The organism is Paraconexibacter sp. (assembly GCF_059438195.1).
Genome location: NZ_JBLKKY010000035.1, coordinates 25,263 through 48,281 on the forward strand (window position 1 = coordinate 25,263; position 23,019 = coordinate 48,281).

A 23,019-nucleotide genomic window follows, 5' to 3' on the forward strand; every position below is an offset into this window, starting at 1 on the left:
CGCGACCGGTCGCGCGCGTCAGCCGCGCGGGCGCTGCGGCAGTCCGGCGCCCTCGCTCTGGAACGCGACGAGGCCCGCGTTCTCGCGCGCGACCCGCTCGGCGAGCGGGAGCCCCTCGTACTCGCGGAACATCGCCTTCAGCGTCCGCAGGCCGGGTCCGCTGTTCGCCTCGAGGACCTCGGCGAGCGCGACCGCCTCGTCCTCGGCGGCGTCGGCCGCCGCGGTGCGGTGGAGGAGCCCGAGCGCCTTCGCCTCGTCCATGCCGACGACGCGGCCGGTGAAGACGAGGTCCTTCGCGACGCTGAGGCCGACGAGGGGCGCGAGGCGCGCCGGCCCCACGGGGACGCCGAGCCGCGCACCGGCCCACGCGAGCTTGAGGTTGTCGCCGCCGACGCGCAGGTCGCAGCCGGCGGCGAGCTCGGCCCCGGCGCCCACGACGTTGCCGACGCACACCGCGATCGTCGGCACCTCGACGGCCTCGAAGCGCGCGTAGACCTCGGCGAAGAGCGCCATGCGCTCGACCCCCTCCTCGGCCGTCAGCGTCTCGCCGACGTCGGCGCCGGCGCACAGCGCGGTGGTCGACGTCGTCGACACGACGAGCACCCGCAGCGCCTCGTCGGCGGCGAGCTCGTCGAGCGCGGCGAGGAGCTCGCGGAGCGTCGCGCGGTCGAGCGCGTTGCGGACGTCGGGGCGGTCGAGGCGCAGGATCTCGATCCCGGCGCCACGCCGTTCTCGCTCGAGAGACGACATGAGGCCCTCGTTCTATACGATCCACGACGAGATGACCCGCGCCGCCCGTACCGCCGTCGCCACCCTCGTCACCTTCGCGATCCTCGCCCCGCAGGCGTTCGCGCAGGCCTCGGGAGAGGGCCTCTACGGCGAGGTGAACGACAAGATCATCACGAAGGCCGGCTTCATCCTCATCGGCTTCTTCCCGGCCTTCATCTTCCTCATGTCGCTCATCCAGTGGTCGCTCGACCGCCGGAAGGACGCGAAGAAGGCCGCTGTCAAGCACCGCGCGAACGACGAGATCTGGAAGGGCGGCTGGTAGCAGCCCCCTCCGCGCCGCGGTCCTCCGCGGCGCATCGCCGTCCCCGCCCCGCCGCACGCCACTCCCCTCCGCCCGTCAGCGCCCCGTATAGGGTTGCGCGGACCTGCAGGTTCCTGGGAGGAGAGCAGCGACATGGCGTACTTCGTGACCGGCGCGACCGGGTTCATCGGGCGGTTCCTGGTGCAGGAGCTGCTCGACAACCGCAAGGGCGACATCCACGTCCTCGTGCGCTCCGGCTCGAAGGAGAAGCTCGACGCCCTCCGCGCGCAGTGGGGGCCGAAGGCGAAGAAGCGCGTCAAGCCGGTCGTCGGCGACCTCGAGAAGCCGAGGCTCGGCGTCGACAAGGAGTGGATCTCCGAGCACAAGGGCGAGATCGACCACGTCTTCCACCTCGCGGCGATCTACGACATGACCGCCGACGACGAGCGCAACGAGGCGCTCAACAACGGCGGCACGCGCAACGCGGTGGCGTTCGCGAACGCCGTGAAGGCGGGCTGCTTCCACCACACCTCGTCGGTCGCCGCGGCGGGCCTCCACAAGGGCCTCTTCCGCGAGGACATGTTCGACGAGGGGCAGACGCTCCCGTCCGCGTACCACCGGACGAAGTTCGAGAGCGAGCGGATCGCCCGCGAGGAGACGAAGGTCCCCTGGCGCGTCTACCGGCCCGCGATCGTCGTCGGTCACTCGAAGACCGGCGAGATGGACAAGATCGACGGCCCCTACTACTTCTTCAAGCTCATCCAGCGGGCACGGCACGCCCTGCCCGAGTGGGTGCCGCTCGTCGGCCCCGAGCTCGGCCGGACGAACATCGTGCCCGTCGACTTCGTCGCGAAGGCGATGGACCACATCGCCCACGAGGACGGGCTCGACGGCCAGGCCTTCCACCTCGCCGCGCCGCGCTCGATGCGCTCCGGCGAGGTCCTCAACGTCTTCGCCCGCGCCGCGCACGCGCCTCAGCTCGCCATGCGCATCGACAAGCGCCTCACGGACGCGCTGCCGAAGGGCGCGATCTCGATGCTCCTCAAGCTCCCCCAGCTCAAGGGCGTCCGCGACTCGATCCTCGCCGAGGTCGGCATCCCCGGCGAGGTCCTCGAGCACGTCGGCTTCTCGTGCGACTTCGACACGCGGGACGCCGAGCGGGCCCTCGCGGGGACGGGCATCGAGGTCCCGCCGCTCGAGGAGTACGCCGACGAGCTGTGGGCCTACTACGAGCGCCACCTCGACCCCGACCTCTTCAAGGACCGCTCGCTCGAGGCCGCCGTCAAGGGCAAGGTCGTCATGATCACGGGCGCCTCGTCGGGGATCGGCAAGGAGGCGGCGCTCAAGCTCGCCGCGGCCGGCGCGACCCCGCTCCTCGTCGCCCGCTCGGCGGACAAGCTGCAGGAGGTCCAGCGGGAGATCGAGGACGCCGGCGGGAAGGCGCACGTCTACTCCGCCGATCTCACGAGCCTCGAGTCGATCGAGGACCTCGCCGAGCGCGCGCTCTCCGACCACGGCCGCGTCGACATGCTCGTCAACAACGCGGGCCGCTCGATCCGGCGGTCGATCAAGCTCAGCCACGACCGCTTCCACGACTTCGAGCGCACGATGCAGCTCAACTACTTCGGCGCCATCAAGCTCATCATGTGCCTGCTGCCGTCGATGCAGGAGCGCGGCTTCGGGCAGGTCGTGAACGTGAGCTCGATCGGCGTCCAGACGTCTCCCCCGCGCTTCAGCGCCTACATCGCGTCGAAGTCCGCTCTCGACGGGTGGACGCGCGTCGTGAGCTCGGAGGTCATCGGCGACGGCATCCACTTCACGACGATCCACATGCCGCTCGTGCGGACGCCGATGATCGCCCCGACGAAGATGTACGACAACTTCCCGACGATCAGCCCCGCGGAGGCCGCGGACATGATCTGCGAGGCCTTCCGGTCCAAGCCGAAGCAGATCAACACGCGGCTCGGCACGTTCGGCGAGGTCCTCTACGCCCTCGCGCCGAAGGTGAGCGACCAGGTCCTCCACATGGCGTACAAGGTCTTCCCCGAGTCCGCGGCCGCCCGCGGCGAGAAGGGCGGCGACGAGAAGGCGAGCATGGAGCAGCTCGCGATGGCGAACCTCATGAAGGGCGTGCACTGGTAGGTGGGCGCGGGTGCGGGGGTGCGAGCGCGGCGGGCGCCGCGCCGGGGGGGGGGGTGCGAAATCAACGCGCGTTCGATTCACCCCCTATATGGGCGTCAAATCAACGCGCGTTCGATTCGCCCCTCCCAGCGCTCCGCCGCGCCGGGGGCGAAATCAACGCGCGTTCGATTCACCCCCTATATGGGCGTCAAATCAACGCGCGTTCGATTCGCCCCTCCCAGCGCTCCGCCGCGCCGGGGGCGAAATCAACGCGCGTTCGATTCACCCCCTATATGGGCGTCAAATCAACGCGCGTTCGATTCGCCCCCCGCGGGGCGCCGGGACGTAGTCCTCGGTGATGCGCGTCTGGACGCACGCCGACCACACGTTCCCGCTGCCGGCGGGGCACCGCTACCCGCTCGCGAAGTACGCGCGGCTGCGCGACCGCGTCCTCGCGGACGGGCTCGTGACCCGCGCCGACACGCCGGCGCCCGTCGGCTGGGACGTCCTCGCGCGCGTCCACGACGAGGCCTTCCTCCAGCGGATGCGCACCGGGGCCCTCGACCGCCGCGAGTCGCGCGTCCTCGGGCTGCCGTGGTCCCCCGAGCTCGTCGAGCGCGCCCGGCGCGGCACGCGCGGGACGCTGCGCGCCGCGCGCGACGCCCTCGACGGCCAGCAGGTCGGGATCATGCTCGGCGGCGGGACGCACCACGCGGGTCACGCGTCGGCCCGCGGGTACTGCCTCTTCAACGACCTCGCGGTGACGACGACCGAGCTGCGGCGCGAAGGTCGGCTGCGCCGCGTCCTCGTCGTCGACTGCGACGTCCACCAGGGCGACGGCACCGCCGAGCTCCTCGGCCCGGACCCGGACGCCTTCACGCTCAGCGTCCAGTGCGAGCGCAACTACCCCTTCACGCGGATCCCCTCCGATCTCGACGTCGAGCTTCCGGCGGGGACCGGCGACGACCTCTACCTCTCGTCGCTCGAGCAGGCGCTCGCCGTCGCGCTGCGAGCCGCGAGGCCGGAGATCGTCCTCTACCTCGCAGGGGCCGACCCGTGGGAAGGTGACGGCCTCGGCCGGCTCGCGCTCACGAAGCCCGGTCTCCTCGCCCGCGACGAGATCGTCCTCGACGCGGCGCTCGGGGCGGGGCTGCCCGTCGTCGTCACGCTCGCCGGCGGCTACCCGCCGGACGTCGACGACGGCGTCGACATCAACGCCGCGACGATCGCCGCGTGCGCGGCCCGCATCGCCGGCGCCGCCCGCCCGCTCGGTTAGGGTCGGACCATGCCCGCGACGACCGCCTTCCTCCGGCGTCTCGAGCAGGCGCTCCCCCGCCGTCCCTTCACCATCGAGATGTGGGACGGGCAGCGCCTGGACCGGACCGACGGCACCGGCGGCCCGACCTTCCGCGTCGCCGACCGGCGCGCCTTCGCGCACGTGCTCCGCGCGCCCGGCCAGCTCGGCATCGGCCGCGCGTACGTGAGCGGCCTCCTCGAGGTCGACGACCTCGACGGCGTCATCGACGTCCTCGAGCACTGGAAGCCCCCGCCGATCGACCGGCGCGCACAGGCCGGGCTCGCCCTCGCCGCCGCGCGCGCGATGGGCCCGGTCCTCCCGCCGCAGCCGCCGGCCGCCGAGCTGCGGCCGCGCGGGCGCCGTCACTCCGCCGAGCGCGACGCCCGCTCCGTCCGCCACCACTACGACGTCTCCAACGACTTCTTCGCCCTCTTCCTCGACGCCTCGATGACCTACTCGTGCGCGGTCTTCCGCCGCGACGGCGCCGAGGACATGGACGTCGGCCTCGACGAGGCGCAGGAGGCGAAGCTCGAGCTCGTGTGCGCGAAGCTCGCGCTCCGGCCCGGCGAGCGCGTCCTCGACGTCGGATGCGGCTGGGGCTCGTTCGCGATCCACGCCGCCGGCCGCCACGGCGTCCACGTCGTCGGGCTCACGCTCTCCGAGCCGCAGGCGCGCCTCGCCCGCGAGCGAGCGGCCGCCGCGGGGGTCGGCGACCGCGTCGAGATCCGCGTCATGGACTACCGCGACGTCGCCGACGGCCCCTACGACGCGATCGCCTCGATCGGGATGGTCGAGCACGTCGGCAACGCGCAGATCGACGAATACGCGCGGGTCCTGCGGGCGCAGCTGCGTCCCGGCGGCCGGCTCCTCAACCACGGGATCGCGCGGCTGCGCGTCGGCGATCCCGAGGCCGGGCCGTTCTCGGAGCGCTACGTCTTCCCCGACGCCGCCCCGCTCCACCTCTCGCGCATCCAGACGGCGCTCGAGCGGGCCGGCTTCGAGACCCACCACGTCGAGGACTTCCGCCACCACTACGTCCGCACGCTCACGCACTGGATCGAGCGCCTCGACGCGCGCCTCGACGAGGCCCGCCGGCTCGCCGGCGACGAGCGCGTGCGCGTGTGGCGCCTCTACCTCCGGGCCGCTCGCAACGGCTTCGCGACGGGCTTCACGAGCCTCTATCAGGTGCGGGCGAGCGTGCCCGGGGACTGACGGACCGACGCCGCGAAGAGCTCCCGGGCCCGGAGCGTGAGCGGGCCGGGCGCGGCGGGCAGCGCTCGGCCGTCGATGCGCGCGACGGGCACGACCTCCGCCCCCCGTCCCCGTGAGGAAGATCTCGTCGGCCGTCCACACGTCGGCGAGGACGAGCGGAGCCGACTCGACGGCGACGCCGTCGGCCCGGAGCAGCCCGGCGACGTGGTCGCGGGTGATCCCGCGCAGGGCCCCGTCGGCGTCGGGCGGCGTGCGCACGACGCCGCCGGAGACGACGAAGACGTTGTCGGCGCTGCACTCGGCGACGCGACCCGAGGCGTCGAGGAGGAGCGCCTCGTGCGCGCCCTGCCGCCGCGCCTCGATCGCCGCGAGGACGCTCGTGAGGTAGTTGAGGGACTTCACCTGCGGAGGGAGCGCATCCCCGGCGGCGCGTCGCAGCGCGCTCGTCACGACGTCGACGCCGTGCTCGCGGACCTCGGCCGGGTAGAGCGACAAGGGCGCGGCGATGAGGACGAGCGACGGCCGCGGGCACGTGTGCGGCGAGACGCCGAGCGCGCCGCGTCCGCGCGTGAGGAGCAGTCGGAGGTAGCCGTCGGCGAGCCCCGACCGACGCGCCCCCTCCCGGCAGAGCTCCCCGAGCTCGTCGTCGTCCCACGGAACGCCGAGCGCGAGCGCGCGGGCGCTCGCCCGCAGCCGCCGCAGGTGGGCACCGAGGAGGAACGGCTCGCCGTCGTAGAAGCGGATGCCCTCGAAGACGCCGTCGCCGTAGAGCAGCCCGTGGTCGAGCACGCTCACCGACGCCTCCGCGGCGTCGTCGAACCAGACGCCGTCGACGCAGGCGATGCCGGCGAGGCTCATGGCGCGACGCCTCGTGCGTTCAGTCGCGCCGCGACGTCGCCGAGGCGGTCGTCGCCCCAGAAGTGCTCGCCGTCGACGCTGAAGGTGGGGACACCCACGATCCCGGCGGCGAGCGCCGCCTCGGTGCGCTCACGCAGCTCTCGCTTGATCAGGTCGTCGTCCGTCGCCGCGAGCAGGAGGTCGGGATCGAGGCCCGCGGCCTCGGCGGCACGGGCGATGGCCTCGGGCCGCTCGAGGCTCTCGCCGTCGGCGAACGCGACGCGCATCGCCGCCCGCGCGTACTCGGTGCTGCGGCCGAGGCGGGTCGCGTGGACGGCGCCACGCATCGCTCGCAGTCCATCACCCGGCCACGGATCGGGCCAGCGGACCGGCGGCAGGCCGGCGGCGGCGGCCCGGCGCTCGACGTCACGCATCCCCGTCTCGCGCGCCGCGGTCGTCGCCCACGAGACACGTCCGGTCGCGCGGAACATCGCGCCGAGGAGGACAGGTGCGGCGACGATCTCGACTCCGGGCAGGAGGCCCGGAGCGCGTTCGAGCGCGAGGTAGGCGTAGGGTGACCCGACGTCCAGGGACACGGTGACCATGGCCAAGCAACTTACTGATCGATCAATAAGCACACAAGGTCGTCGTCGGGACGCCGGCGCGAGCCGGGAGCGGATCCTCGACGCCGCCGAGGTCGCGTTCGCCCGCGACGGCTACGACGGCGCGGCGATGGGACGGATCGCCGCCGATGCAGGCGCGTCGTCGGCGCTGCCCGCCTACTTCTTCGGCGGCAAGGACGGCCTCTACGAGGCGGTCCTCGAGAGGCTCTTCGCCCGACGAGAGGAGAGGCTGCGGCCGGTGGTCGATCGGGTCCGTGCGCAGGTCGACGCTCTCGCCCCGCTCGCCGAGGACGACCTGCGCGACGTGCTCACCGAACTCGTGGGCGCGTACGTCGGCTTCCTCGACGCGACGCCGACGTTCGTCCGCCTCATGGCGTGGGAGGCGCTCCACGAAGGCCGGCGCGCCGGAGCCTCCCGGCCACCGCATTCGACCGCGATGCAGGAAGGGCTCGAGGCGATCCTCGACGCGCTCCCGGGCTCGCCCCGAAAGGGCGACGAGCGCCGGCAGCTCCTCATCTCGATGATCGGACTCTGCTTCTTCCCCTACGCCCACGACGACACGATGCTGGCCGGGCTCGGGACGAGCGTCCGCACGCGCGGCTTTCGGACGAGGCGGATCCGCCACGTCGTCGACGTCCTCTGCGCGGCGCTCGGTGAGCGCTCGAGCCGCTGAGCGACCGGCTGCGGCGGCCCCGGCCCGGCCCGTCCGCGCGACCGCCCTACGACATCGTCTCCTGCGCCCGGGCGTGGTGCCCGAGCATGAGCTCGCGATGGACGGACCGCGCCTCCGGGCCGGGCGTGCGGCGGGTCCACGTCCCGTCGGCGGCGAGGTCCCAGGCGTTCATCTCGTCCCCGAGGCAGCGCTCGAGCGCGTCGAGCAGATCGTCGCGCAGGCTCGGGTCGTCGACCGGCGTCACGAGCTCGACGCGGGTGTCGAGGTTGCGCGGCATGAGGTCCGCCGACCCGATGAAGACGCGCTGCTCGTCCCCGCGCTCGAAGGCGAAGATCCGGGAGTGCTCGAGGAAGCGGCCGACGACGGACGTCACGCGGATGTTGTCGGAGACCCCGGGAACACCGGGCACGAGGGAGCAGATCCCGCGGATGTTGAGGTCGACCGGCACCCCGGCCTGCGAGGCCCGGTAGAGCGCGCGGATGCAGCGCTTGTCGACGAGCGCGTTCATCTTCATCGTGATCCGCGCGTGGCGGCCCTCCTCGTGGGCGCCGATCGTCCGCTCGATCTCGTCGATGATCCCGTCGCGGAGGTGCGCGGGCGCCACGAGGACCCGCCGGTACGCCTGCGGCCGCGCGTAGCCGGTGAGGAAGTTGAACATGTCGGCGACGTCGCCGGCGATCTCCTCGTCGCAGGTGAACAGCCCGAAGTCCGTGTAGAGGCGCGCCGTCGTCGGGTGGTAGTTGCCCGTCCCGACGTGGACGTAGTGGCGGACGCCGTCCCCCTCGCGCCGAACGACGAGGACGCACTTCGCGTGCGTCTTGAGGGCCGGGTGGCCGTAGACGACGTGGACGCCCGCCTCCTCGAGGGCGCGCGCCCATCCGATGTTCGCGCGCTCGTCGAACCGGGCCTTCAGCTCGACGAGGCACACGGCCTGCTTGCCGCGCTCGGTGGCGCGGATGAGCGACGGGATGAGCGGCGCGTCCCCGGAGGTCCGGTAGACCGTCTGCTTGATCGCGAGGACGTCCGGGTCGGCGACCGCCTGCTCGACGAACCGCTCGACGGACGTCGCGAACGAGTCGTAGGGGTGGTGGACGAGGATGTCGCCCTGGCGGATGGCCGCGAAGATGTCGGCCTTCCCCTCGTCCTCTCCCTGGAGCCGGGGCTGCGTCACCGGCGACCACGGGACGTCGCGCAGCTCCGCGAAGCCGGGCAGCTTCACGATCGCCCACAGGTCCTCGAGGTCGATGAGGCCCTCGATGTCGTAGACCTGCCGCTCCTCGACGCCGAGCGCCTCGACGAGCTGGCGGCGCAGCGCAGGGCTCATGTCGTGCTCGACCTCGACGCGGACGACCTCTCCGAAGCGGCGCCGGCGCAGCTCCGCCTCGACGGCCCGCAGGAGGTCGTCAGCCTCGTCGGAGACCTCGAAGTCGGCGTCGCGGGTGACGCGGAAGACCGCGTGGTCGACGATCTCCATCCCGGGGAAGAGGGCGTCGAGGTGGGCGGCGATGACGTCCTCGAGCGGCACGAACGTGTGCTGCGAGGTCTCGATGAACCGCGGGACGTTCTCCTTGGGGACCTTGACGCGCGCGAACGTCGTCACGCCGGTCACGGGATCGCGGACGAGCACCGCGAGGCTGAGCGAGAGGTTCGAGATGTACGGGAACGGACGGCCGAGCCCGACCCCGAGCGGCGTGAGGACGGGGAAGATCTGCCGCCGGTAGCGCTGCGCGAGCTCGTCACGCTCGAGGTCGCTCACGTCCTCCATGCACACGATCCGGATGCCGTGCTCCTCGAGCGCGGGCCGGAGGTCGCGCTGCACGCACGCGGACTGCCGCGCGACGAGACCGGTGACGATGCTGCGGATCTCGTCGACCGTCTCCGACGGCGTGAGCCCGTCGGGCCCGCGGTCGGCGAGGCCGGCGTCGACCTGGTCGTGGAGGCCGGCGACCCGGACCATGAAGAACTCGTCCTGGTTCGAGCTGAAGATCGCGGCGAACTTCACGCGCTCGAGCAGCGGCTGGCTCGGGTCCTCGGCGAGCTGGAGGACGCGGTCGTTGAAGCCGAGCCAGGAGATCTCCCGGTTCGTGTAGAGGTCCGGGGAGTTGAGATCGGCGGGGACGTCCTCGGGCTCGGCCCCGAGCGAGGCGGTGTCGATCGCCCGGATCGGGTCCTGCGCGGGCACGCTCGGATCGGTCATCGCTCGGCCGACGGTAGGCGGCCTGCGGCGGCCGGGTGTGAATGCGGTGTGAAGCCGCCGGCCCGCTCGGCGACGGCGAACTCGAGACGGGCGCGGAAGCCCTCCCGCTGGAGGTCGCGCCAGAGCTCGAGGAAGCGGCCGTAGAGGTGGGCGCGGCGAGCGCTGAGATGGGTCCGCAGCGCCTCGAGACCGCGGTAGTGCTCGGCGTGCGGGAGGTCGGCGGCGGCCGCCGGATCGACGTCGGCCGCGGTGGGCTTCCTGCGCCGCAGCAGCTCCTCGGCGTCCTCGCGACGGCAGCGGGCGACCATCTCGTCGACCTCGGGGATCGTCACGTCGCAGTCGTGGATCTCGCCGATGACGTCCTGGAGCTGCTTCGCGCGCTTCGCGGCGGTCTCCGCGTAGGGGCCGAACGCGCCGTGGTGCAGCTCGAGGATGTAGCGCAGGCGCTTCGCCGCGATCCGCATGTCGTGGAGCGCCTCGACCTCCTCCGGGTCGAGCGCCGCGGGCACGAACGCGTGGACCTCGTCGGATCGGGCGCGGACGATGCGCTCGACGTTGTCGGCGAGCGTGCCCGTCGGGTCGAGGCCCTTCACCTTCTTCGCCTTCATGCGCGCGCCCCCCACCCTCCGGGCCAGCCGCCGCCCGTGTCGGGCGCCTCGGCCGCGACGTCCTCCTGCGGCCCGCCTCCGTCGCGGCCCACCGGGACGATCGCGAGGGCCGAGCCCGGCACGGGCACCGACGCGTCCGGGACCGGCTCGGCGGCGACCGCGATCGGCTCGGGATCGGCGGTCCCGGGCGGCTCGGGACCGGCCGAGGCGACGTCCTCCGTCGCGATGTCCAGCTCCGCGGCGTCGCGGTCCGCGGCCGCCTCGTCCGGGGGCGCGGCGGCGTCGGCGAGCGCGCGGAGCCGGCCGGCGAGATCACGCTCGCGCATGTCCGCGACGGCGGCGGCGAGGACCCCGTTGCCCTCCGACTGACGGGCGCGGGCGGCCGCGGCGAAGAGCTCGATTCCCGGCCTCTCCCCCTCTCCGACCTTCTTGGCGAACCGCTCGAGCGCGGCGAGCTGCACGTCGGGGTCGCGGCGCGCTCCGAGCGCGTCCGCGAGCGCCTTCACGTCCCGGAGGACGGAGCGGTGGAGCTTCGCGGGGAAGCAGGCCGCGTGGATCTCGAGGACGGCGCGCAGCCGCCGACTCGCGACGCGCATCGCGTGGACGCGCTCGATCTCGGTGACGTCGAGGACGCCGTCGGCGTGATCGACGAGCTCCTGCGACCGGACCCTCACCGTGCGGGCCGCGGCCTCGGCGAAGCTCATGTCGGGACGCAGTCCGGGGATCTCGCGGGCCTTCGCCATGCGGACGATGCTAGCCGCCCGCCCCCGCCCCGTCAGGGGTGCGGGCACGGTCCCGTCAGCGGACGAGCGCGAGCTCGCGGAGGACGACGCCCTCCCTCAGCCCGCCGCGACCGACCTCGAGCGGCGCGCCGCCGAGAGTCCGGCCCGCGGCGGCGAGGATCGCGAGACCGGCCGGGAGCATCCGCACCCGCTCGGGATGGAGGCCGTGGCGCCGCACGACCTCATCGGCCGGCGTCGAGGAGAGGAGGTCGAGCGCCCGCCCGAGCGCAGCGGGGGTGAGCTGGTCACCGACGAGGAGACGCAGCGAGCCCGCGCTCCCGCCGACGGCGACGGCCCGGTCGACGGGGGGCGGGACGACCCCCTCGAAGGCGGCGGCGACCTCGGCGACGAGCGCCTCGAGCCGGTCGGCGGCGCTGGGGGTCTCCGAGAGCCCGAGGACGCTCGAGCCGATCGGCAGCGAGACCGTCCACTCGACGCCGCCCGCGGGCGTCCCGGCGACGAGCTCGGTCGAGCCTCCTCCGACGTCGACCACCGCGATCGGGCGCTCGGCAGCGGCGCGCTCGGCCTCGGGCGGCTCGGCCCCCGGGCACGTGCCGGTCGCGCCGAGGAAGGCGAGCGCCGCCTCCTCCTCGGCGGCGACGACCTCGAGCTCGATCTCGGCGGACGCGCGGACGGCGTCGCAGAGCGCGGCCGCGTTCGGCGCGCCGCGGACCGCCGCGGTCGCGACGGCGCGCAGCCGCTCGGCGCCGAGACGCCGCGCCTGCGCGACCTGCTCGGCGACGACGCGGGCGACGTCGGCGACCGTCGCCGGCGGGATCGGCCCGCCACCGGCCCGGGCCGCGCCGATGCGCGTGAAGACGCGCTCGGCGGCGATCTCACGGAGGAGCGGGCCGTCCGGCTCGGCGACGAGCAGGCGCGTCGTGTTGGAGCCGACGTCGATGCACGCGCATCGCACGGGGCGCAGCTTGACATGATGGTGCCGATGCCCGCCACCTCGTCGGCCGACATCGCCATCCTCGTCCGCGAGCTGCGCAAGTCCTACGGCACCCACGACGCCGTCCGCGGGATCGACTTCGACGTCCACCGCGGCGAGGTCTTCGGGCTGCTCGGACCCAACGGCGCGGGCAAGACGACGACCGTCGAGATCCTCGAGGGGTACCGGACGCGCACGAGCGGCATCGTGTCGGTGCTCGGCCACGATCCGGCGCAGCGCTCCCGCGAGCTCCGCGCCCGCGTGGGCATCGTCCTGCAGTCGACCGGCCTCTACAGGCACATCGAGGTGCGCGAGGCCGTCGAGCACTTCGCCCGCATGTACCCCCGCCCGCGGGACGTCGACGAGGTGCTCGGCCTCGCCGGGCTCTCCGACCTCGCCGGCGCGAGGACCCGGACCCTCAGCGGCGGCCAGGCCCGGCGGCTCGACTTCGCGCTCGCCCTCGTCGGGGACCCGGAGCTCATCTTCCTCGACGAGCCGACGACCGGCTTCGACCCGGCGGCGCGGCGGCAGGCCTGGGACGTCGTGCGGTCGCTCCAGGAGCTCGGGAAGACGGTCCTCATCACGACGCACTACCTCGACGAGGCGCAGGCGCTGTGCGACCGCGTCGCGATCCTCAAGGAGGGCCGCATCGTCGCGGTCGGCCCCCCCGCCCAGCTCGGCTCCTCGACCCGGACCCGGGTGACGTGGCGGGGCGAGGACGGCACGCTCCAGACGCGCGAGACCGAGGACCCGACGGCGCTCCTGCACCAGCTCACGAGCGCCGCGCTCGCCCGCGACGAGCCGCTGCGCGACCTCACGGTGACGCGCCCGACGCTCGAGGACGTCTATCTCGAGCTCACGGCCGAGGAGCAGGCCGACGAGGAGGCGACGGCCCGTGGCTGACGGCCTCACGCTCGCCTGGCACCAGTACCGGCTCGAGCGCCGGATGTTCTGGCGCAACCCGTCGGCGGCGTTCTTCAACTTCATCCTGCCCCTGCTGTTCCTCCTCCTCTTCGGGGCGATCTTCGCCGGGTCGCAGGAGGACCTCGACGTCATCGTCCCCGGCATCGCCGGGATGAGCGTCATGTCGACGACCTTCAGCGCGCTCGCGATGAACATGGTCTTCCTCCGCGAGCAGGGCGTCCTCAAGCGGATGCGCGGGACCCCGATGCCCTCGTGGTCGTACCTCGTCGGGATCTTCGCCAACGCGGTGACGAACACGGTCGTCCAGGTGTCGCTCGTCGTCCTCGCCGGCAAGGCGCTCTTCGGCGTCGACTGGCCGCGGGACTACCTCGAGCTCGCGGTCTTCGTCCTCGTCGGCGTCGTCACGCTCGCCGCGCTCGGCGTCGCCTGGTCGCACGTCATCCCGAACTTCGACGCCGCGCCGGCGTACGTGAACATCGTCTTCCTCCCGGTCATCTTCATCTCCGGGGTCTTCTTCGACGCCGAGGACGCGCCGGACGTGCTGCGCGACATCGCGCAGGCCCTGCCGCTCACCCACCTCATCGACGGGCTCTCCGGCGCGATGGTGACCGGCGCCTCCCTCGGGGACAACCTCAGCGGTCTCGCGATCGTCTGCCTCTGGGGCGTCGCCGGCGTCGTCCTCGCGGTGCGCGGCTTCCGCTGGGAGTCGCGCCGGGCCTGACGCGCCTCAGGGGATCCTGAAGGCGGCCGGCGGCTCCCCGACGAGCTCGACGGGGACGCGCCAGCGCTCGCCGGCCTCCCAGTCGCCGCGCAGGAGCGAGAAGATGGCGACGTCCTTCTGGACGTCCCCGTGACGGTGGAAGGCGCGCAGGACGCCCTCGCGGGAGAAGCCGAGGCCCTCGAGCGCGCGCTGCGAGCGGGCGTGACGGACGTCGGCGTAGGCCCCGAGGCGCTCGAGCCCGTAGACGCCGAACGCGAGGTGCGCGACGAGGGCCTTGCTCTCGGCGTTGACGCCCGTGCCCCACCAGCGACGCCCGAACCACGTCCCGACGACGGCCCGGCGGTCGCGGCGGCTCCACTCCGAGAGGCCGGTGACGCCGATCGGCCCGTCGTCGCGATGGACGACGAGGAGGTCGAGCTGCTCGCCGCGCTCCCGGCGCGCCTCCGCCCGCCGCACGTAGTCGGCGGGCTCGGACTCCGTGCGATAGGGGCCCCAGGAGAACCACCGCGTCACCTCGGGATCCGAGCCGAGCGCGAACAGCGCGGGGACGTCGCGGCGGCCGGGCGGGCGCAGGGTGAGCGTCGGTCCGCGGAGCTCCACGGCGCGGGATGGTAGACGTGTCACATGTCAGGTTCCGTCGCTCTCCTCTACGACGTCCACGGCAACCTCCCGGCGCTCGAGGCCGTGCTCGACGACGCGCGGGCCGCAGGCGCGACCGCGGCCGTCTTCGGAGGCGACGCCGCCGCCTTCGGCGCGTGGCCCGCCGCGACCGTCGCCGCGCTCGAGGCGATCGAGCTCCCGACCGCGTGGCTGCGGGGGAACTGGGACCGGTGGCTCGCGACGCACCCCGCGGACGACCTCCCGGAGAACGACGTCGTCCGCGGCGCCGCGGACGCGGCGCTCGAGGCGCTCGACGCCGCGACGGTCGCGCGGCTCGGCGGGCTCCCGACGGAGGTCCTCGTCTCGGGCTGCCGGTGCGTGCACGCGGCGCCCGGGGACGACATGGCGGGCGTCGCGCCCGAGGCCGGCGAGGGCGACGCGAGGCTCGCGGCGAGCGTGCGGGAGCGGCGGCTCGTCGTCGGGCACACCCACGTCCAGTTCGCGCGGCGGATCGAGCGCGGCGGCCACGCGCTCGAGGTCGTCAACCCCGGAAGCGTCGGCCTCCCGTTCGACGGCGACGCGCGGGCCGCCTACGCGCTGCTCCACGTCGACCGCGACGAGGTCGAGCTGCGGCGCGTCGCCTACGACCACGACGCGAGCGCTCAGGCGCTCCGCGCGATCGGCGCCGCCTGGGCGGGCGTCGTGGCCGACCGGATCGCGCGCGCCGCGCCCTGACGGCGAGCGAACCGCGCCGCGGCGGCGGCCGTATCCGGGGCATGGACGACGAGACGAACCCACCCGCGTCCCTGCGCGCCGGGGCCTTCGAGGTCGTCGACGAGGCGGGGCGCGTCCGCGCGCGCCTCGGGACGGCTCCGGACGGCGGCCTGTCGCTCGACCTCGCCGACGCCGACGGGCTCGTGCGCGCTACGCTCACCGTCGAGCCGGGAGGGTCGAGCGCGCTGAAGCTCGCCGATCGCGGCGGCGTCTTCCGCCTCACCGCGGGCTCGTGGATCGACGGGTCGGCCGGCGTCGACGTCTACGACGCCGAGCGCAACCACCGCGTCCACGTCGGCGAGGCGCCGGGCCGCCCCGCCGGGGCGATGATGTGGGACGCCGCCGGCCGCCTCCGCGCCGCGCTCGCGCAGGGGCCCGACCCCGACCGCGAGAGCAGCGTCGAGTTCTGGGACCGCGACGGTCACTACCGCGCGGGCTTCGGGACGTGGCCGGACGGCGGCACCGGCGTCGAGCTGCTCGACGAGGGCGGCGCGCTGCGGACCCGGGTCGGTCAGCGCGGCGGCGATGCCCGCGGCGCCGCGACGATCGAGCTCTACGGCGGCGGCGGGGACTTCAAGGCCGCGATCGGCGAGTACCCCGACGGCGCGGGGCGGCTGTCGCTGTGGGACGCGGACGGACGGCCGATCGCCGGTCGCGTCGACTGAGCCCCTGACCGAGCGACCCGGCGCCTCAGCCTCAGGCGTCGCCGTCCCGGCGCTGCTCGCGCGCACCGGGGGACGGGCGGCGGGGGAGCCGGACCGTGAAGACGCTGCCCTCACCGGGCGTCGAGCGGAGCTCGATGCGGCCGCCGTGGCGCTCGGCGACGCGCCGGCAGATCGACAGCCCGATGCCGGTGCCCGGGTAGTCGTCGCGGCCGTGGGCGCGACCGAAGACCTCGAAGATGCGGCCGTGCTGCGCCGCGGGGATGCCGATCCCGTCGTCGGCGACGGAGATCCTCCACTCCTCGTCGTCCTCGGCGCCGGAGACGACGACCCTCGGACCGTCGGCGGCGCGGAACTTCAGCGCGTTCCCGACGAGGTTCTGGAGGAGCTGGCGGAGCTGGGTCGGATCGCCGACGACGACGGGGAGGTCGTGCGCCTCGATGACCCCGCCCGACTCGTCGAGCGCGGGACCCAGGTCGTCGCGCACCGCGTCGAGCAGCTCGCCGACGTCGACCGTCTCGAGCCGGGTGCCGTCGGCGCCGACGCGGGCGTAGGCGAGGAGGTCGTCGATGAGGGCGCGCATCCGCTCGGCGCCGTCGGCGGCGTGGCGGATGAACGCGCGGCCGGAGTCGTCGAGATCGTCCGCGCAGCGGCTCGAGAGCAGATCGAGGTAGCCGGTCACCATCCGCAGCGGATCGCGGAGGTCGTGGGAGACCGTCGCGGTGAACTGCTCGAGGTCCCTGTTCGCGCGCTCGAGGCGGGCGACCCGGCGCTCGAGGTCGAGCTCGGCGCGTCGCCGCTCGGTGTCGTCCCGGCCCCGGATGCCGATCGTGCCGTCCGGGCGCGCGGTCGCCGACCACGTGATCTCGCGCTTGCGGCCGCCGGCGCCGAGGATCCGCAGGAGCACCTCCTCGCGCCCGTCGCCGTCGAGGACGTCCCGCCAGGCGGCGTCGAAGGCCTCGCGGTCCTCGGGGTGGACGAGGCCGCGGAACCGGCGCGGAGTGAGGTCCGCCGCGTCGTGGCCGAGGACGCGCCTCCACGCCCCGCCGCTCGCGACGAGGGCGCCGTCGGCCGCCACGATCGCGAGCAGCTCGTCGCTGAGATCCGCGAGGGCGGTCGCGGGGTGTGCGGCGGTCGTCGTGCTCGACGAGGTATGCAGGCTCTCCGGACCAGGCCCTCGCATCGTTACTCCTTCGGCACGACGGCGGGATTCCTGAAGGGCCTGCGATCCTTCGGGGCGTGTCCGACGTTCCTCCCGAGCCCGAGAACGAGCCCGTCGACGTCGTCGCGTCCGTCGGCGAGCTCGACCGCGTCGTCGCGCTCCTCCGCGCCTTCATCCACGACAGCGGCGCGATCCGCGCCGTCGCCGTCGTCGCCCGCGACCCCGGCGAGGGGCCGGCGGTCGTCGACTGCGAGCGCCTCAAGCCGATCGAGGTGACGATCGACGGGGAGACCGTCGTCCTCCCCCACGCGATCGAGCTCGACGTGCCCGAGCCCGACGTGCCCGACGTGCGCCAGCTCCCGCCGTTCGAGGTGACGCCGGAGACCGGCGAGATCGCCGCGCCGCTCGGCGGCATGGAGCACTACGCCCGCGCCGTCGTCGGGCTCTCGCGCCGCCTCGGCCCGATCGACGTCGCGATGGCGACGTGGCACACGAACGTGCCGGAGGCGCCCCTCACGATCAGCGCCCGCGGCAACGACCCCGTCGTCGTCGCCCTCGGCGAGGACGAGTACGAGATGGACGAGGGGTGGCCGCCGCCCGCGTGAGGCCGCGGGCCGGGCTCGCTCAGCCTTCGCGGCGGGCGTCCTCGCGCAGCGTCGCCTTCCAGACGAGCCACGCGAAGAGGAACTGGAGCGGGAGCCGGGCGATGAGGGCCGCCTGCCCGCCCGGGACCTGCGGATAGCGGTCGGGGTTCACCGCCATGTGGATGTTCGCCGGGTAGACGCCCGCGAGGGTGAGGAGGAGGAGCCAGCCGCCGAACCGGCGCGTGCGCGGGTGCAGCGTCGCGAGCGCTCCGCCGAGCTCGGTGACGCCGCTGGCGTAGACGAGCTCCCTCTTCGCCGGCAGGTAGTCGGGGACGATGTCGACGAACGGCTTGGGGACGACGAAGTGGAGGACGCCCATCGTCCCGAAGAATCCGGCGACGAGGCGCTGCGAGCGGGTCATGGGCGCCCAGGCTACAGTGGCCGCCGTGAGCGACCTCCTCGTGTACGAGAAGCCGACCTGCACGACCTGCAAGAAGCTCGCGGCGCTCCTCGCCGAGCGCGGCGTCGAGTGGGAGTCGGTGCGCTACCACGTCGACGGGCTCACCGAGCCGGAGCTCCGCGGGCTCCTCGACAAGGCGGGGGTGGGACCCCGCGACGTCCTGCGGACCCGCGAGCCGCTCGTCAAGGAGCTCGGGCTCGACGACCCGTCGGTCGGCGACGAGCGGCTCATCGCGCTCATGGTCGAGCACCCGGCCCTCGTGCAGCGGCCGATCGTCGTGCGCGGCGACCGCGCCGTCCTCGCGCGTCCGATCGAGCGCGCGCTCGAGCTCCTCGACTGAGCCTGAGCCCGCCGCCCACGGCGGGCCGCCCTAGGCCTCTCCGAACTGGATGACGGAGCGGATGCCGTCCTGGGCGTGCATGAGGTCGAAGCCCCTGTTCACCTCGTCGAGCGTGATGCGGTGGCTCATGAACGCGTCGACGTCGATGTCGCCCGCGAGGTAGCGCTCGACGAGCACCGGCACCTCGTCGCGGCCCTTCACGCCGCCGAAGGACGATCCGGCGACGCGACGGCCCTGGATGAGCCAGCGCGGGATGATGTCGAGGGTCTCCCCCTTGCCCGCGACGCCCGCCATCGTGGCGAGCCCCCACCCCATGCGGGCGCACTCGACGGCCTGCTGCATGACGCTCACGAGGCCGGTCGCCTCGAACGTGAAGTCGGCGCCCATCCCGCGGGTCATGTCGAGGATCTGCTGCGTCGTGCTCTCGGACGCGACGATGACGTCCGTCGCGCCCTGCCCCTTCGCGAGCTCGAGGCGGTCCTCGGAGAGGTCGACGCAGACGATCCGCTCGGCGCCCATGAGCCGGCAGCCGGCGACCGCGCCGAGACCGACCATGCCGGCGCCGAAGACGACGCACGTCGCGCCGGGCTCGACCTTCGCCGTGTTCATCGCGGCGCCGAGCCCGGTCGAGAGCCCGCAGGCGAAGAGGCACGCGCGGTCGAGCGGAGCGTCCTTCGTGATCTTCGCGAGCGCGATCTCGGGCATGACCGTGTACTCCGCGAACGTCGAGGTGCCCATGAAGTGGCGGATCGGCTCGCCGTCCCGTGAAAGGCGGGTCGTGCCGTCGGGCAGGTAGCCCGCGTTCTGCTGCTCGCGGATCGCCATGCAGAGGTTCGTCTTCCCCGACGTGCAGTGCTCGCACTGCTTGCACTGCGGCGCGAAGAGCGTCACGACGTGGTCGCCCGGCTTCAGCGACGTGACGCCCTCGCCGATCGCCTCGACGACGCCCGCCCCCTCGTGGCCGAGCACCGTCGGCGCGTAGCCGGAGGGGTCGACGCCGGAGGCCGTGTACAGGTCGGTGTGGCAGACGCCGCACGCGACGACGCGGACGAGGACCTCACCCCGCCGCGGCTCGGCGAGGTCGACCTCCTGGACGACGAGCGGCTTCGCGAACTCCTCGAGGACGGCGGCGCGGATCTTCATGCGACGACCCTACCCCCGTCGCTGGACCCCGCTCGCGCCGTGCCGATGCACGAAGGTGACGCACCCGTCATGATGGGCGGATGGGTACGGAGAGCAGGCACGACTACGACTGGATCGTCATCGGCTCGGGCTTCGGCGGCAGCGTGAGCGCGCTGCGGCTCGCCGAGAAGGGCTACCGCGTCCTCGTCCTCGAATGCGGTCGCCGCTTCGCCGACGACGAGCTGCCGAAGAGCACGTGGGACCTGCGCCGGTACTTCTTCCGTCCCGAGCTCGGGATGCGCGGCATCCTGCGGCTCACGATCTTCAAGGACATCTTCATCGCCTCCGGCTCGGGCGTCGGCGGCGGCTCGCTCGGCTACGCCAACACGCTCTACCGCGCGCCGCAGCGCTTCTACGACGACCCGCAGTGGGCGCACCTCGGCGAGTGGGGCGAGGAGCTGCGCCCGCACTACGACGAGGCGGAGCGCATGCTCGGCGTCGTCACCTGCGACCGCGACGACCCCACCGACCAGCTCCTCAAGGAGCTCGGCGAGGAATGGGGCTGCGCCGACACGTACAAGAAGACCCGCGTCGGCGTCTTCCGCGGCGAGCCGGGCGTCACCGTCCCCGACCCGTACTTCGGCGGCGAGGGCCCGGACCGCACGGGCTGCATCGACTGCGGCCGCTGCATGGTCGGCTGCCCGCACAACGCGAAGAACACGCTCGTGAAGAACTACCTCTGGTTCGCCGAGCGCCGGGGCGTGCGCGTCGAGGACTGCCGCATGGTCACCGACGTCCGTCCGCTCGGCGCCGCCAACGGCTCCGACGGATACGTCGTCAGCGACGAGCGCGCCGGGGCGTGGCTGCGCAAGGACCGTCGTGAGATCACCGCGAAGGGCGTCGTCTTCGCCGCGGGCGCACTCGGCACGAACGGCCTCCTCGCGCGGGTGAAGCACGCCGGATCGCTGCGCATCTCCGACCGGCTCGGCGAGCTCGTGCGGACGAACAGCGAGGCGATCCTCAGCGTCCAGCTCCCGGACGACTTCCCCGAGGACATCCAGCAGCGCGTCGCGATCACCTCGAGCATCTACCCCGACCCCGACACGCACATCGAGACGTGCGTCTACGGCGACGCGGGCGGAGCGATGCAGTACCTCAACACGATGCTCACCGGCGGCGGGACGCGCGTGACGCGGCCGCTCAAGTTCCTCGCGGCCGTCCTGCGCCACCCGCGCCGCTTCTTCAAGGCGACGTTCTTCAAGGGCGACGGCCGCCGCACGGTGATCATCCTCGTCATGCAGACGCTCGACAACGCCATCGCGCTGCGGTCGAGGCCGAAGCGCCTCGGGAAGGGCGTGCGGCTGCAGACCGAGCAGGACCCGGCGAAGCCCAACCCCACGTTCATCCAGGCCGGCTTCGACGCGGCCACCTGGATGGCCGAGCGCACGGGCGGCATCGCCGAGGGCTCGACGGTCGAGGCGCTCTTCAACATCCCGACGACCGCGCACATCCTCGGCGGCGCGGTCATCGGGGAGGACGAGCGCAGCGGCGTCGTCGACGCGCGGCAGCGCGTGTTCGGCTACGAGAACCTCATGGTCTGCGACGGCTCCGCCGTCCCGGCGAACATCGGCGTCAACCCGTCGCTCACGATCACCGCGATGACCGAGCTGGCGATGTCGCGCCTCCCGGCGAAGGGCATGGAGATGCCGTCCCCGGACGTCACGCCGGCGTCCGTGCCGGTCGTCCACTTGCCCGCTTCGGAGCGGGAGCCGGACGCCGCGGCTGGCTGACGCGGATGAGCAGGAGCGCGAGGATCGGCGCTCCGGTGACGATGAGGAGCACCTGCATCCACGCGGTCGAGGCGTCGGTCCCGGCCCCGATCGTGTGGAGGACGGCGAGCACGTAGACGAGGCTCGATGCGCGGTGGACGGCGCGCCACCGCGCGCGCCCGATCCTGTCCCGGACGTAGAAGCTGAGCCCGAGGATCGCGGCGAGGTAGCCGCCGACGACGCCGAGGCCGACCCACACCGTCTCGTAGTCGAGCGCGAACGGCACGGCGATGCCCTCGACGCCCGGTCGCAGCCACGGGTCGCCGAGCAGCGCGAGTCCGTGCACCGCGATCGAGACGAGGCCGACGAGCGCGAGGTGCTCGTGGGTCGCGCGGACGGCGGCCGCGAAACCGGGGCGGCGCTTCTCGCGGATCGCCGTGAGGAGGCCGAGCCCCACCGAGGCGGTGATCGCGAGGAGGGCGACGATGCCGGCGGTGCGCGAGAGCAGCCACCAGCCGTGGTCGCCGACGACCTCGGAGAGGCTCATGCCGCCACCTCCTCGCGGACGAGCCGGACGGCCGGGGCCACGTCCTCCACCGTGCCGTCGGCGTGCACGAGGACGCCGCCGTCGCGGGCGAGGAGCCGGCGAGCTCCGGCGGGCCCACGCAACAGCGCTTCCTTCGCGCGGCACTCGGCGACGAGCGCGGTGCGCGCGACGGCCGTCGCCTGCAGGAGGCCCGTCCACGCGGGGCGACCAGTCGCGGGGTCGAGGAGGTGGTGGACGATCTCGCCCTCCGGCGTCCGCCACGCACGCGCCGTGATGGCGCTCGTCGCGACCGCTCCGCGATCGACGGCGAGCCGCCGCACGACCGCCCCGGTCACCGGATGCGTCACGTCGACGTCCTGCAGGAGGTCGCGGCGCCGACCGCCGCAGCGGAGGTCGCCGCCGACGCTGACGGCCCAGCGGTCGAGCGGGCGCAGGACGGCGGCGAGGCGGTCGGCGGCGAGTCCCTTGCCCACGCCCCCGAGGTCGAGTGCGACGCCCGGAGCGCGCTCGATGCGTCGCCGGTCGGCGCTCACCCGCACGTCGGCGGGGCGCAGCGGCGGACGCCCGGGGCGAGCGCGACGCACTCGGGCCGCGTCGGCGACGTCGCCGGGCGACACGCGCTCGAGCCCGACGATCGTGCGGTCGTAGCCGAGCGCCGCGATCGGCGCGGCGAAGGTCGGGTCGACCAGTCCCCCGCTGCGGACGCGGCAGGCGAGCGCCGCCGCGATCGCGGCGCCGAGGACGACCGGCACCTCCACCCGACCGGACGACGAGGCGTTGAGCCGCGCGAGATCCGACGCGGGATCGAACCGGGTCCAGGCGGCGTCGAGGTGCCGGACGTGCCGCTCGGCAGCGTCGAGGCGCGCCTCGACCTCGGCCAGCGCGAGCTCGCCGGACCCGCCGACGAGCGCGACGTCGCTGCCCATCGCACGCAGCCGACGCTCCTGCCAGACCGCGCTCATGACGCGCTCGTCTGGACGGGGGGCGGAGCGGGCGCCGGAGCGGGCGCCGGGGCCGGCGCCGGGGCGGGCGTCGACGCG

Annotated in this window: 24 protein-coding genes and 1 pseudogene; 12 read left to right on the plus strand and 13 right to left on the minus strand. The window is 73.8% G+C overall.

Annotation, left to right across the window (positions count from 1 at the left end; genetic code table 11):
* Window positions 1-18 precede the first annotated feature (18 nt).
* Window positions 19-750, minus strand: coding sequence for an enoyl-CoA hydratase/isomerase family protein (locus tag ACME2J_RS12985; protein WP_495545346.1), 732 nt, complete (start codon window positions 748-750; stop codon window positions 19-21).
* 31 nt (window positions 751-781) lie between these two features.
* Here ACME2J_RS12985 and ACME2J_RS12990 point away from each other — a divergent pair, with 31 nt between their 5' ends.
* From ACME2J_RS12990 to ACME2J_RS13005, 4 genes are all read left to right on the plus strand, one after another.
* On the plus strand, window positions 782-1,051 hold the full coding sequence (locus tag ACME2J_RS12990) for a hypothetical protein (protein WP_495545347.1): 270 nt from the start codon (window positions 782-784) through the stop codon (window positions 1,049-1,051).
* Window positions 1,052-1,183: 132 nt separating this feature from the next.
* Window positions 1,184-3,172, plus strand: a complete 1,989-nt coding sequence (locus ACME2J_RS12995; RefSeq protein WP_495545348.1) for an SDR family oxidoreductase — start codon at window positions 1,184-1,186, stop codon at window positions 3,170-3,172.
* A 337-nt stretch (window positions 3,173-3,509) separates the two neighbouring features.
* Window positions 3,510-4,427 (plus strand): histone deacetylase family protein, encoded by a 918-nt coding sequence (locus tag ACME2J_RS13000; protein WP_495545349.1) that lies wholly within the window; start codon window positions 3,510-3,512, stop codon window positions 4,425-4,427.
* A 9-nt stretch (window positions 4,428-4,436) separates the two neighbouring features.
* Window positions 4,437-5,660, plus strand: a complete 1,224-nt coding sequence (locus ACME2J_RS13005; protein WP_495545350.1) for a class I SAM-dependent methyltransferase — start codon at window positions 4,437-4,439, stop codon at window positions 5,658-5,660.
* Between the two features lie 156 nt (window positions 5,661-5,816).
* On the opposite strand, the pseudogene ACME2J_RS13010 reads toward ACME2J_RS13005, so the two are convergent.
* Window positions 5,817-6,518 (minus strand): annotated as a pseudogene (locus ACME2J_RS13010) (aminotransferase class IV); the annotation flags it as partial.
* Window positions 6,515-7,102 (minus strand): 2-hydroxychromene-2-carboxylate isomerase, encoded by a 588-nt coding sequence (locus tag ACME2J_RS13015; protein WP_495545351.1) that lies wholly within the window; start codon window positions 7,100-7,102, stop codon window positions 6,515-6,517. The gene ACME2J_RS13015 and the pseudogene ACME2J_RS13010, both read right to left, overlap by 4 nt.
* Here ACME2J_RS13015 and ACME2J_RS13020 point away from each other — a divergent pair.
* Window positions 7,101-7,793, plus strand: a complete 693-nt coding sequence (locus ACME2J_RS13020) for a TetR/AcrR family transcriptional regulator (RefSeq protein ID WP_495545352.1) — start codon at window positions 7,101-7,103, stop codon at window positions 7,791-7,793. The genes ACME2J_RS13015 and ACME2J_RS13020 overlap by 2 nt on opposite strands.
* A 46-nt stretch (window positions 7,794-7,839) precedes the next feature.
* On the opposite strand, the gene ppk1 is transcribed toward ACME2J_RS13020, so the two are convergent.
* The 4 genes from ppk1 to ACME2J_RS13040 are packed head-to-tail and all read right to left on the minus strand — an operon-like array spanning window position 7,840 to window position 12,296.
* Complete coding sequence (gene ppk1, locus ACME2J_RS13025) at window positions 7,840-9,990, minus strand: polyphosphate kinase 1 (RefSeq protein WP_495545353.1); 2,151 nt, start codon at window positions 9,988-9,990, stop codon at window positions 7,840-7,842.
* Window positions 9,987-10,598 (minus strand): CHAD domain-containing protein, encoded by a 612-nt coding sequence (locus ACME2J_RS13030; protein ID WP_495545354.1) that lies wholly within the window; start codon window positions 10,596-10,598, stop codon window positions 9,987-9,989. Before ACME2J_RS13030 ends, ppk1 begins: the two co-directional genes overlap by 4 nt.
* Window positions 10,595-11,341: a CHAD domain-containing protein gene (locus ACME2J_RS13035; RefSeq protein WP_495545355.1), complete on the minus strand. Its 747-nt coding sequence runs from the start codon at window positions 11,339-11,341 to the stop codon at window positions 10,595-10,597. Before ACME2J_RS13035 ends, ACME2J_RS13030 begins: the two co-directional genes overlap by 4 nt.
* 55 nt (window positions 11,342-11,396) lie before the next feature.
* Window positions 11,397-12,296, minus strand: coding sequence for a Ppx/GppA phosphatase family protein (locus tag ACME2J_RS13040; protein WP_495545356.1), 900 nt, complete (start codon window positions 12,294-12,296; stop codon window positions 11,397-11,399).
* A 27-nt stretch (window positions 12,297-12,323) separates the two neighbouring features.
* Between ACME2J_RS13040 and ACME2J_RS13045 the strand changes: the two genes are divergently transcribed.
* Both ACME2J_RS13045 and ACME2J_RS13050 read left to right on the plus strand, forming a co-directional pair.
* A complete protein-coding gene (locus ACME2J_RS13045) occupies window positions 12,324-13,217 on the plus strand; it encodes an ABC transporter ATP-binding protein (RefSeq protein ID WP_495545357.1) in 894 nt (297 codons plus the stop codon).
* Window positions 13,210-13,959: an ABC transporter permease gene (locus tag ACME2J_RS13050; RefSeq protein WP_495545358.1), complete on the plus strand. Its 750-nt coding sequence runs from the start codon at window positions 13,210-13,212 to the stop codon at window positions 13,957-13,959. Before ACME2J_RS13045 ends, ACME2J_RS13050 begins: the two co-directional genes overlap by 8 nt.
* A gap of 6 nt (window positions 13,960-13,965) precedes the next feature.
* On the opposite strand, the gene ACME2J_RS13055 is transcribed toward ACME2J_RS13050, so the two are convergent.
* On the minus strand, window positions 13,966-14,559 hold the full coding sequence (locus ACME2J_RS13055) for a GNAT family N-acetyltransferase (protein ID WP_495545359.1): 594 nt from the start codon (window positions 14,557-14,559) through the stop codon (window positions 13,966-13,968).
* A gap of 24 nt (window positions 14,560-14,583) precedes the next feature.
* On the opposite strand from ACME2J_RS13055, the gene ACME2J_RS13060 reads away from it, so the two are divergent.
* Both ACME2J_RS13060 and ACME2J_RS13065 read left to right on the plus strand, forming a co-directional pair.
* Entirely contained in the window at window positions 14,584-15,294 is a 711-nt protein-coding gene (locus ACME2J_RS13060; RefSeq protein ID WP_495545360.1) for a metallophosphoesterase family protein, read from the plus strand.
* 41 nt (window positions 15,295-15,335) lie between these two features.
* Window positions 15,336-15,998 carry a hypothetical protein gene (locus tag ACME2J_RS13065; RefSeq protein ID WP_495545361.1) on the plus strand — a complete coding sequence of 221 codons (663 nt, stop codon included), beginning with the start codon at window positions 15,336-15,338 and terminating at the stop codon, window positions 15,996-15,998.
* A gap of 31 nt (window positions 15,999-16,029) precedes the next feature.
* Here ACME2J_RS13065 and ACME2J_RS13070 read toward each other — a convergent pair whose 3' ends face one another.
* Window positions 16,030-17,178, minus strand: coding sequence for a sensor histidine kinase (locus ACME2J_RS13070; RefSeq protein WP_495545362.1), 1,149 nt, complete (start codon window positions 17,176-17,178; stop codon window positions 16,030-16,032).
* A gap of 56 nt (window positions 17,179-17,234) precedes the next feature.
* Between ACME2J_RS13070 and ACME2J_RS13075 the strand changes: the two genes are divergently transcribed.
* Window positions 17,235-17,762, plus strand: coding sequence for a hypothetical protein (locus ACME2J_RS13075; RefSeq protein ID WP_495545363.1), 528 nt, complete (start codon window positions 17,235-17,237; stop codon window positions 17,760-17,762).
* Window positions 17,763-17,781: 19 nt separating this feature from the next.
* On the opposite strand, the gene ACME2J_RS13080 is transcribed toward ACME2J_RS13075, so the two are convergent.
* Window positions 17,782-18,162, minus strand: coding sequence for a DoxX family protein (locus tag ACME2J_RS13080; RefSeq protein ID WP_495545364.1), 381 nt, complete (start codon window positions 18,160-18,162; stop codon window positions 17,782-17,784).
* A 25-nt stretch (window positions 18,163-18,187) separates the two neighbouring features.
* On the opposite strand from ACME2J_RS13080, the gene ACME2J_RS13085 reads away from it, so the two are divergent.
* On the plus strand, window positions 18,188-18,541 hold the full coding sequence (locus tag ACME2J_RS13085) for an ArsC/Spx/MgsR family protein (protein WP_495545365.1): 354 nt from the start codon (window positions 18,188-18,190) through the stop codon (window positions 18,539-18,541).
* Between the two features lie 30 nt (window positions 18,542-18,571).
* Here the strand turns inward: ACME2J_RS13085 and ACME2J_RS13090 are convergent, their stop codons facing one another.
* On the minus strand, window positions 18,572-19,684 hold the full coding sequence (locus ACME2J_RS13090) for an alcohol dehydrogenase catalytic domain-containing protein (protein WP_495545366.1): 1,113 nt from the start codon (window positions 19,682-19,684) through the stop codon (window positions 18,572-18,574).
* A gap of 80 nt (window positions 19,685-19,764) precedes the next feature.
* Between ACME2J_RS13090 and ACME2J_RS13095 the strand changes: the two genes are divergently transcribed.
* The gene (locus ACME2J_RS13095) at window positions 19,765-21,453 is read left to right on the plus strand and encodes a GMC oxidoreductase (RefSeq protein WP_495545367.1); all 1,689 of its coding nucleotides are present in this window, start codon (window positions 19,765-19,767) and stop codon (window positions 21,451-21,453) included.
* On the opposite strand, the gene ACME2J_RS13100 is transcribed toward ACME2J_RS13095, so the two are convergent.
* The gene (locus ACME2J_RS13100) at window positions 21,383-21,979 is read right to left on the minus strand and encodes a ferric reductase-like transmembrane domain-containing protein (RefSeq protein WP_495545368.1); all 597 of its coding nucleotides are present in this window, start codon (window positions 21,977-21,979) and stop codon (window positions 21,383-21,385) included. The two genes, ACME2J_RS13095 and ACME2J_RS13100, sit on opposite strands and share 71 nt — an antisense overlap.
* Window positions 21,976-22,941, minus strand: a complete 966-nt coding sequence (locus ACME2J_RS13105; RefSeq protein ID WP_495545369.1) for an FAD:protein FMN transferase — start codon at window positions 22,939-22,941, stop codon at window positions 21,976-21,978. Before ACME2J_RS13105 ends, ACME2J_RS13100 begins: the two co-directional genes overlap by 4 nt.
* Window positions 22,942-23,019 lie beyond the last annotated feature (78 nt).

Coding starts and splice junctions, on each gene's coding strand:
- ACME2J_RS13045 (WP_495545357.1), top strand. CDS start 12,324: ATGCCCGCCACCTCGTCGGCCGACATCGCCATCCTCGTCCGCGAGCTG.
- ACME2J_RS13105 (WP_495545369.1), bottom strand. CDS start 22,941: ATGAGCGCGGTCTGGCAGGAGCGTCGGCTGCGTGCGATGGGCAGCGAC.
- ACME2J_RS13000 (WP_495545349.1), top strand. CDS start 3,510: ATGCGCGTCTGGACGCACGCCGACCACACGTTCCCGCTGCCGGCGGGG.
- ACME2J_RS13005 (WP_495545350.1), top strand. CDS start 4,437: ATGCCCGCGACGACCGCCTTCCTCCGGCGTCTCGAGCAGGCGCTCCCC.
- ACME2J_RS13030 (WP_495545354.1), bottom strand. CDS start 10,598: ATGAAGGCGAAGAAGGTGAAGGGCCTCGACCCGACGGGCACGCTCGCC.
- ACME2J_RS12990 (WP_495545347.1), top strand. CDS start 782: ATGACCCGCGCCGCCCGTACCGCCGTCGCCACCCTCGTCACCTTCGCG.
- ACME2J_RS13095 (WP_495545367.1), top strand. CDS start 19,765: ATGGGTACGGAGAGCAGGCACGACTACGACTGGATCGTCATCGGCTCG.
- ACME2J_RS13020 (WP_495545352.1), top strand. CDS start 7,101: ATGGCCAAGCAACTTACTGATCGATCAATAAGCACACAAGGTCGTCGT.
- ACME2J_RS13015 (WP_495545351.1), bottom strand. CDS start 7,102: ATGGTCACCGTGTCCCTGGACGTCGGGTCACCCTACGCCTACCTCGCG.
- ACME2J_RS13065 (WP_495545361.1), top strand. CDS start 15,336: ATGGACGACGAGACGAACCCACCCGCGTCCCTGCGCGCCGGGGCCTTC.
- ACME2J_RS13035 (WP_495545355.1), bottom strand. CDS start 11,341: ATGGCGAAGGCCCGCGAGATCCCCGGACTGCGTCCCGACATGAGCTTC.
- ACME2J_RS12985 (WP_495545346.1), bottom strand. CDS start 750: ATGTCGTCTCTCGAGCGAGAACGGCGTGGCGCCGGGATCGAGATCCTG.
- ACME2J_RS13070 (WP_495545362.1), bottom strand. CDS start 17,178: ATGCGAGGGCCTGGTCCGGAGAGCCTGCATACCTCGTCGAGCACGACG.
- ACME2J_RS13080 (WP_495545364.1), bottom strand. CDS start 18,162: ATGACCCGCTCGCAGCGCCTCGTCGCCGGATTCTTCGGGACGATGGGC.
- ACME2J_RS13090 (WP_495545366.1), bottom strand. CDS start 19,684: ATGAAGATCCGCGCCGCCGTCCTCGAGGAGTTCGCGAAGCCGCTCGTC.
- ACME2J_RS13100 (WP_495545368.1), bottom strand. CDS start 21,979: ATGAGCCTCTCCGAGGTCGTCGGCGACCACGGCTGGTGGCTGCTCTCG.
- ppk1 (WP_495545353.1), bottom strand. CDS start 9,990: ATGACCGATCCGAGCGTGCCCGCGCAGGACCCGATCCGGGCGATCGAC.
- ACME2J_RS13060 (WP_495545360.1), top strand. CDS start 14,584: ATGTCAGGTTCCGTCGCTCTCCTCTACGACGTCCACGGCAACCTCCCG.
- ACME2J_RS12995 (WP_495545348.1), top strand. CDS start 1,184: ATGGCGTACTTCGTGACCGGCGCGACCGGGTTCATCGGGCGGTTCCTG.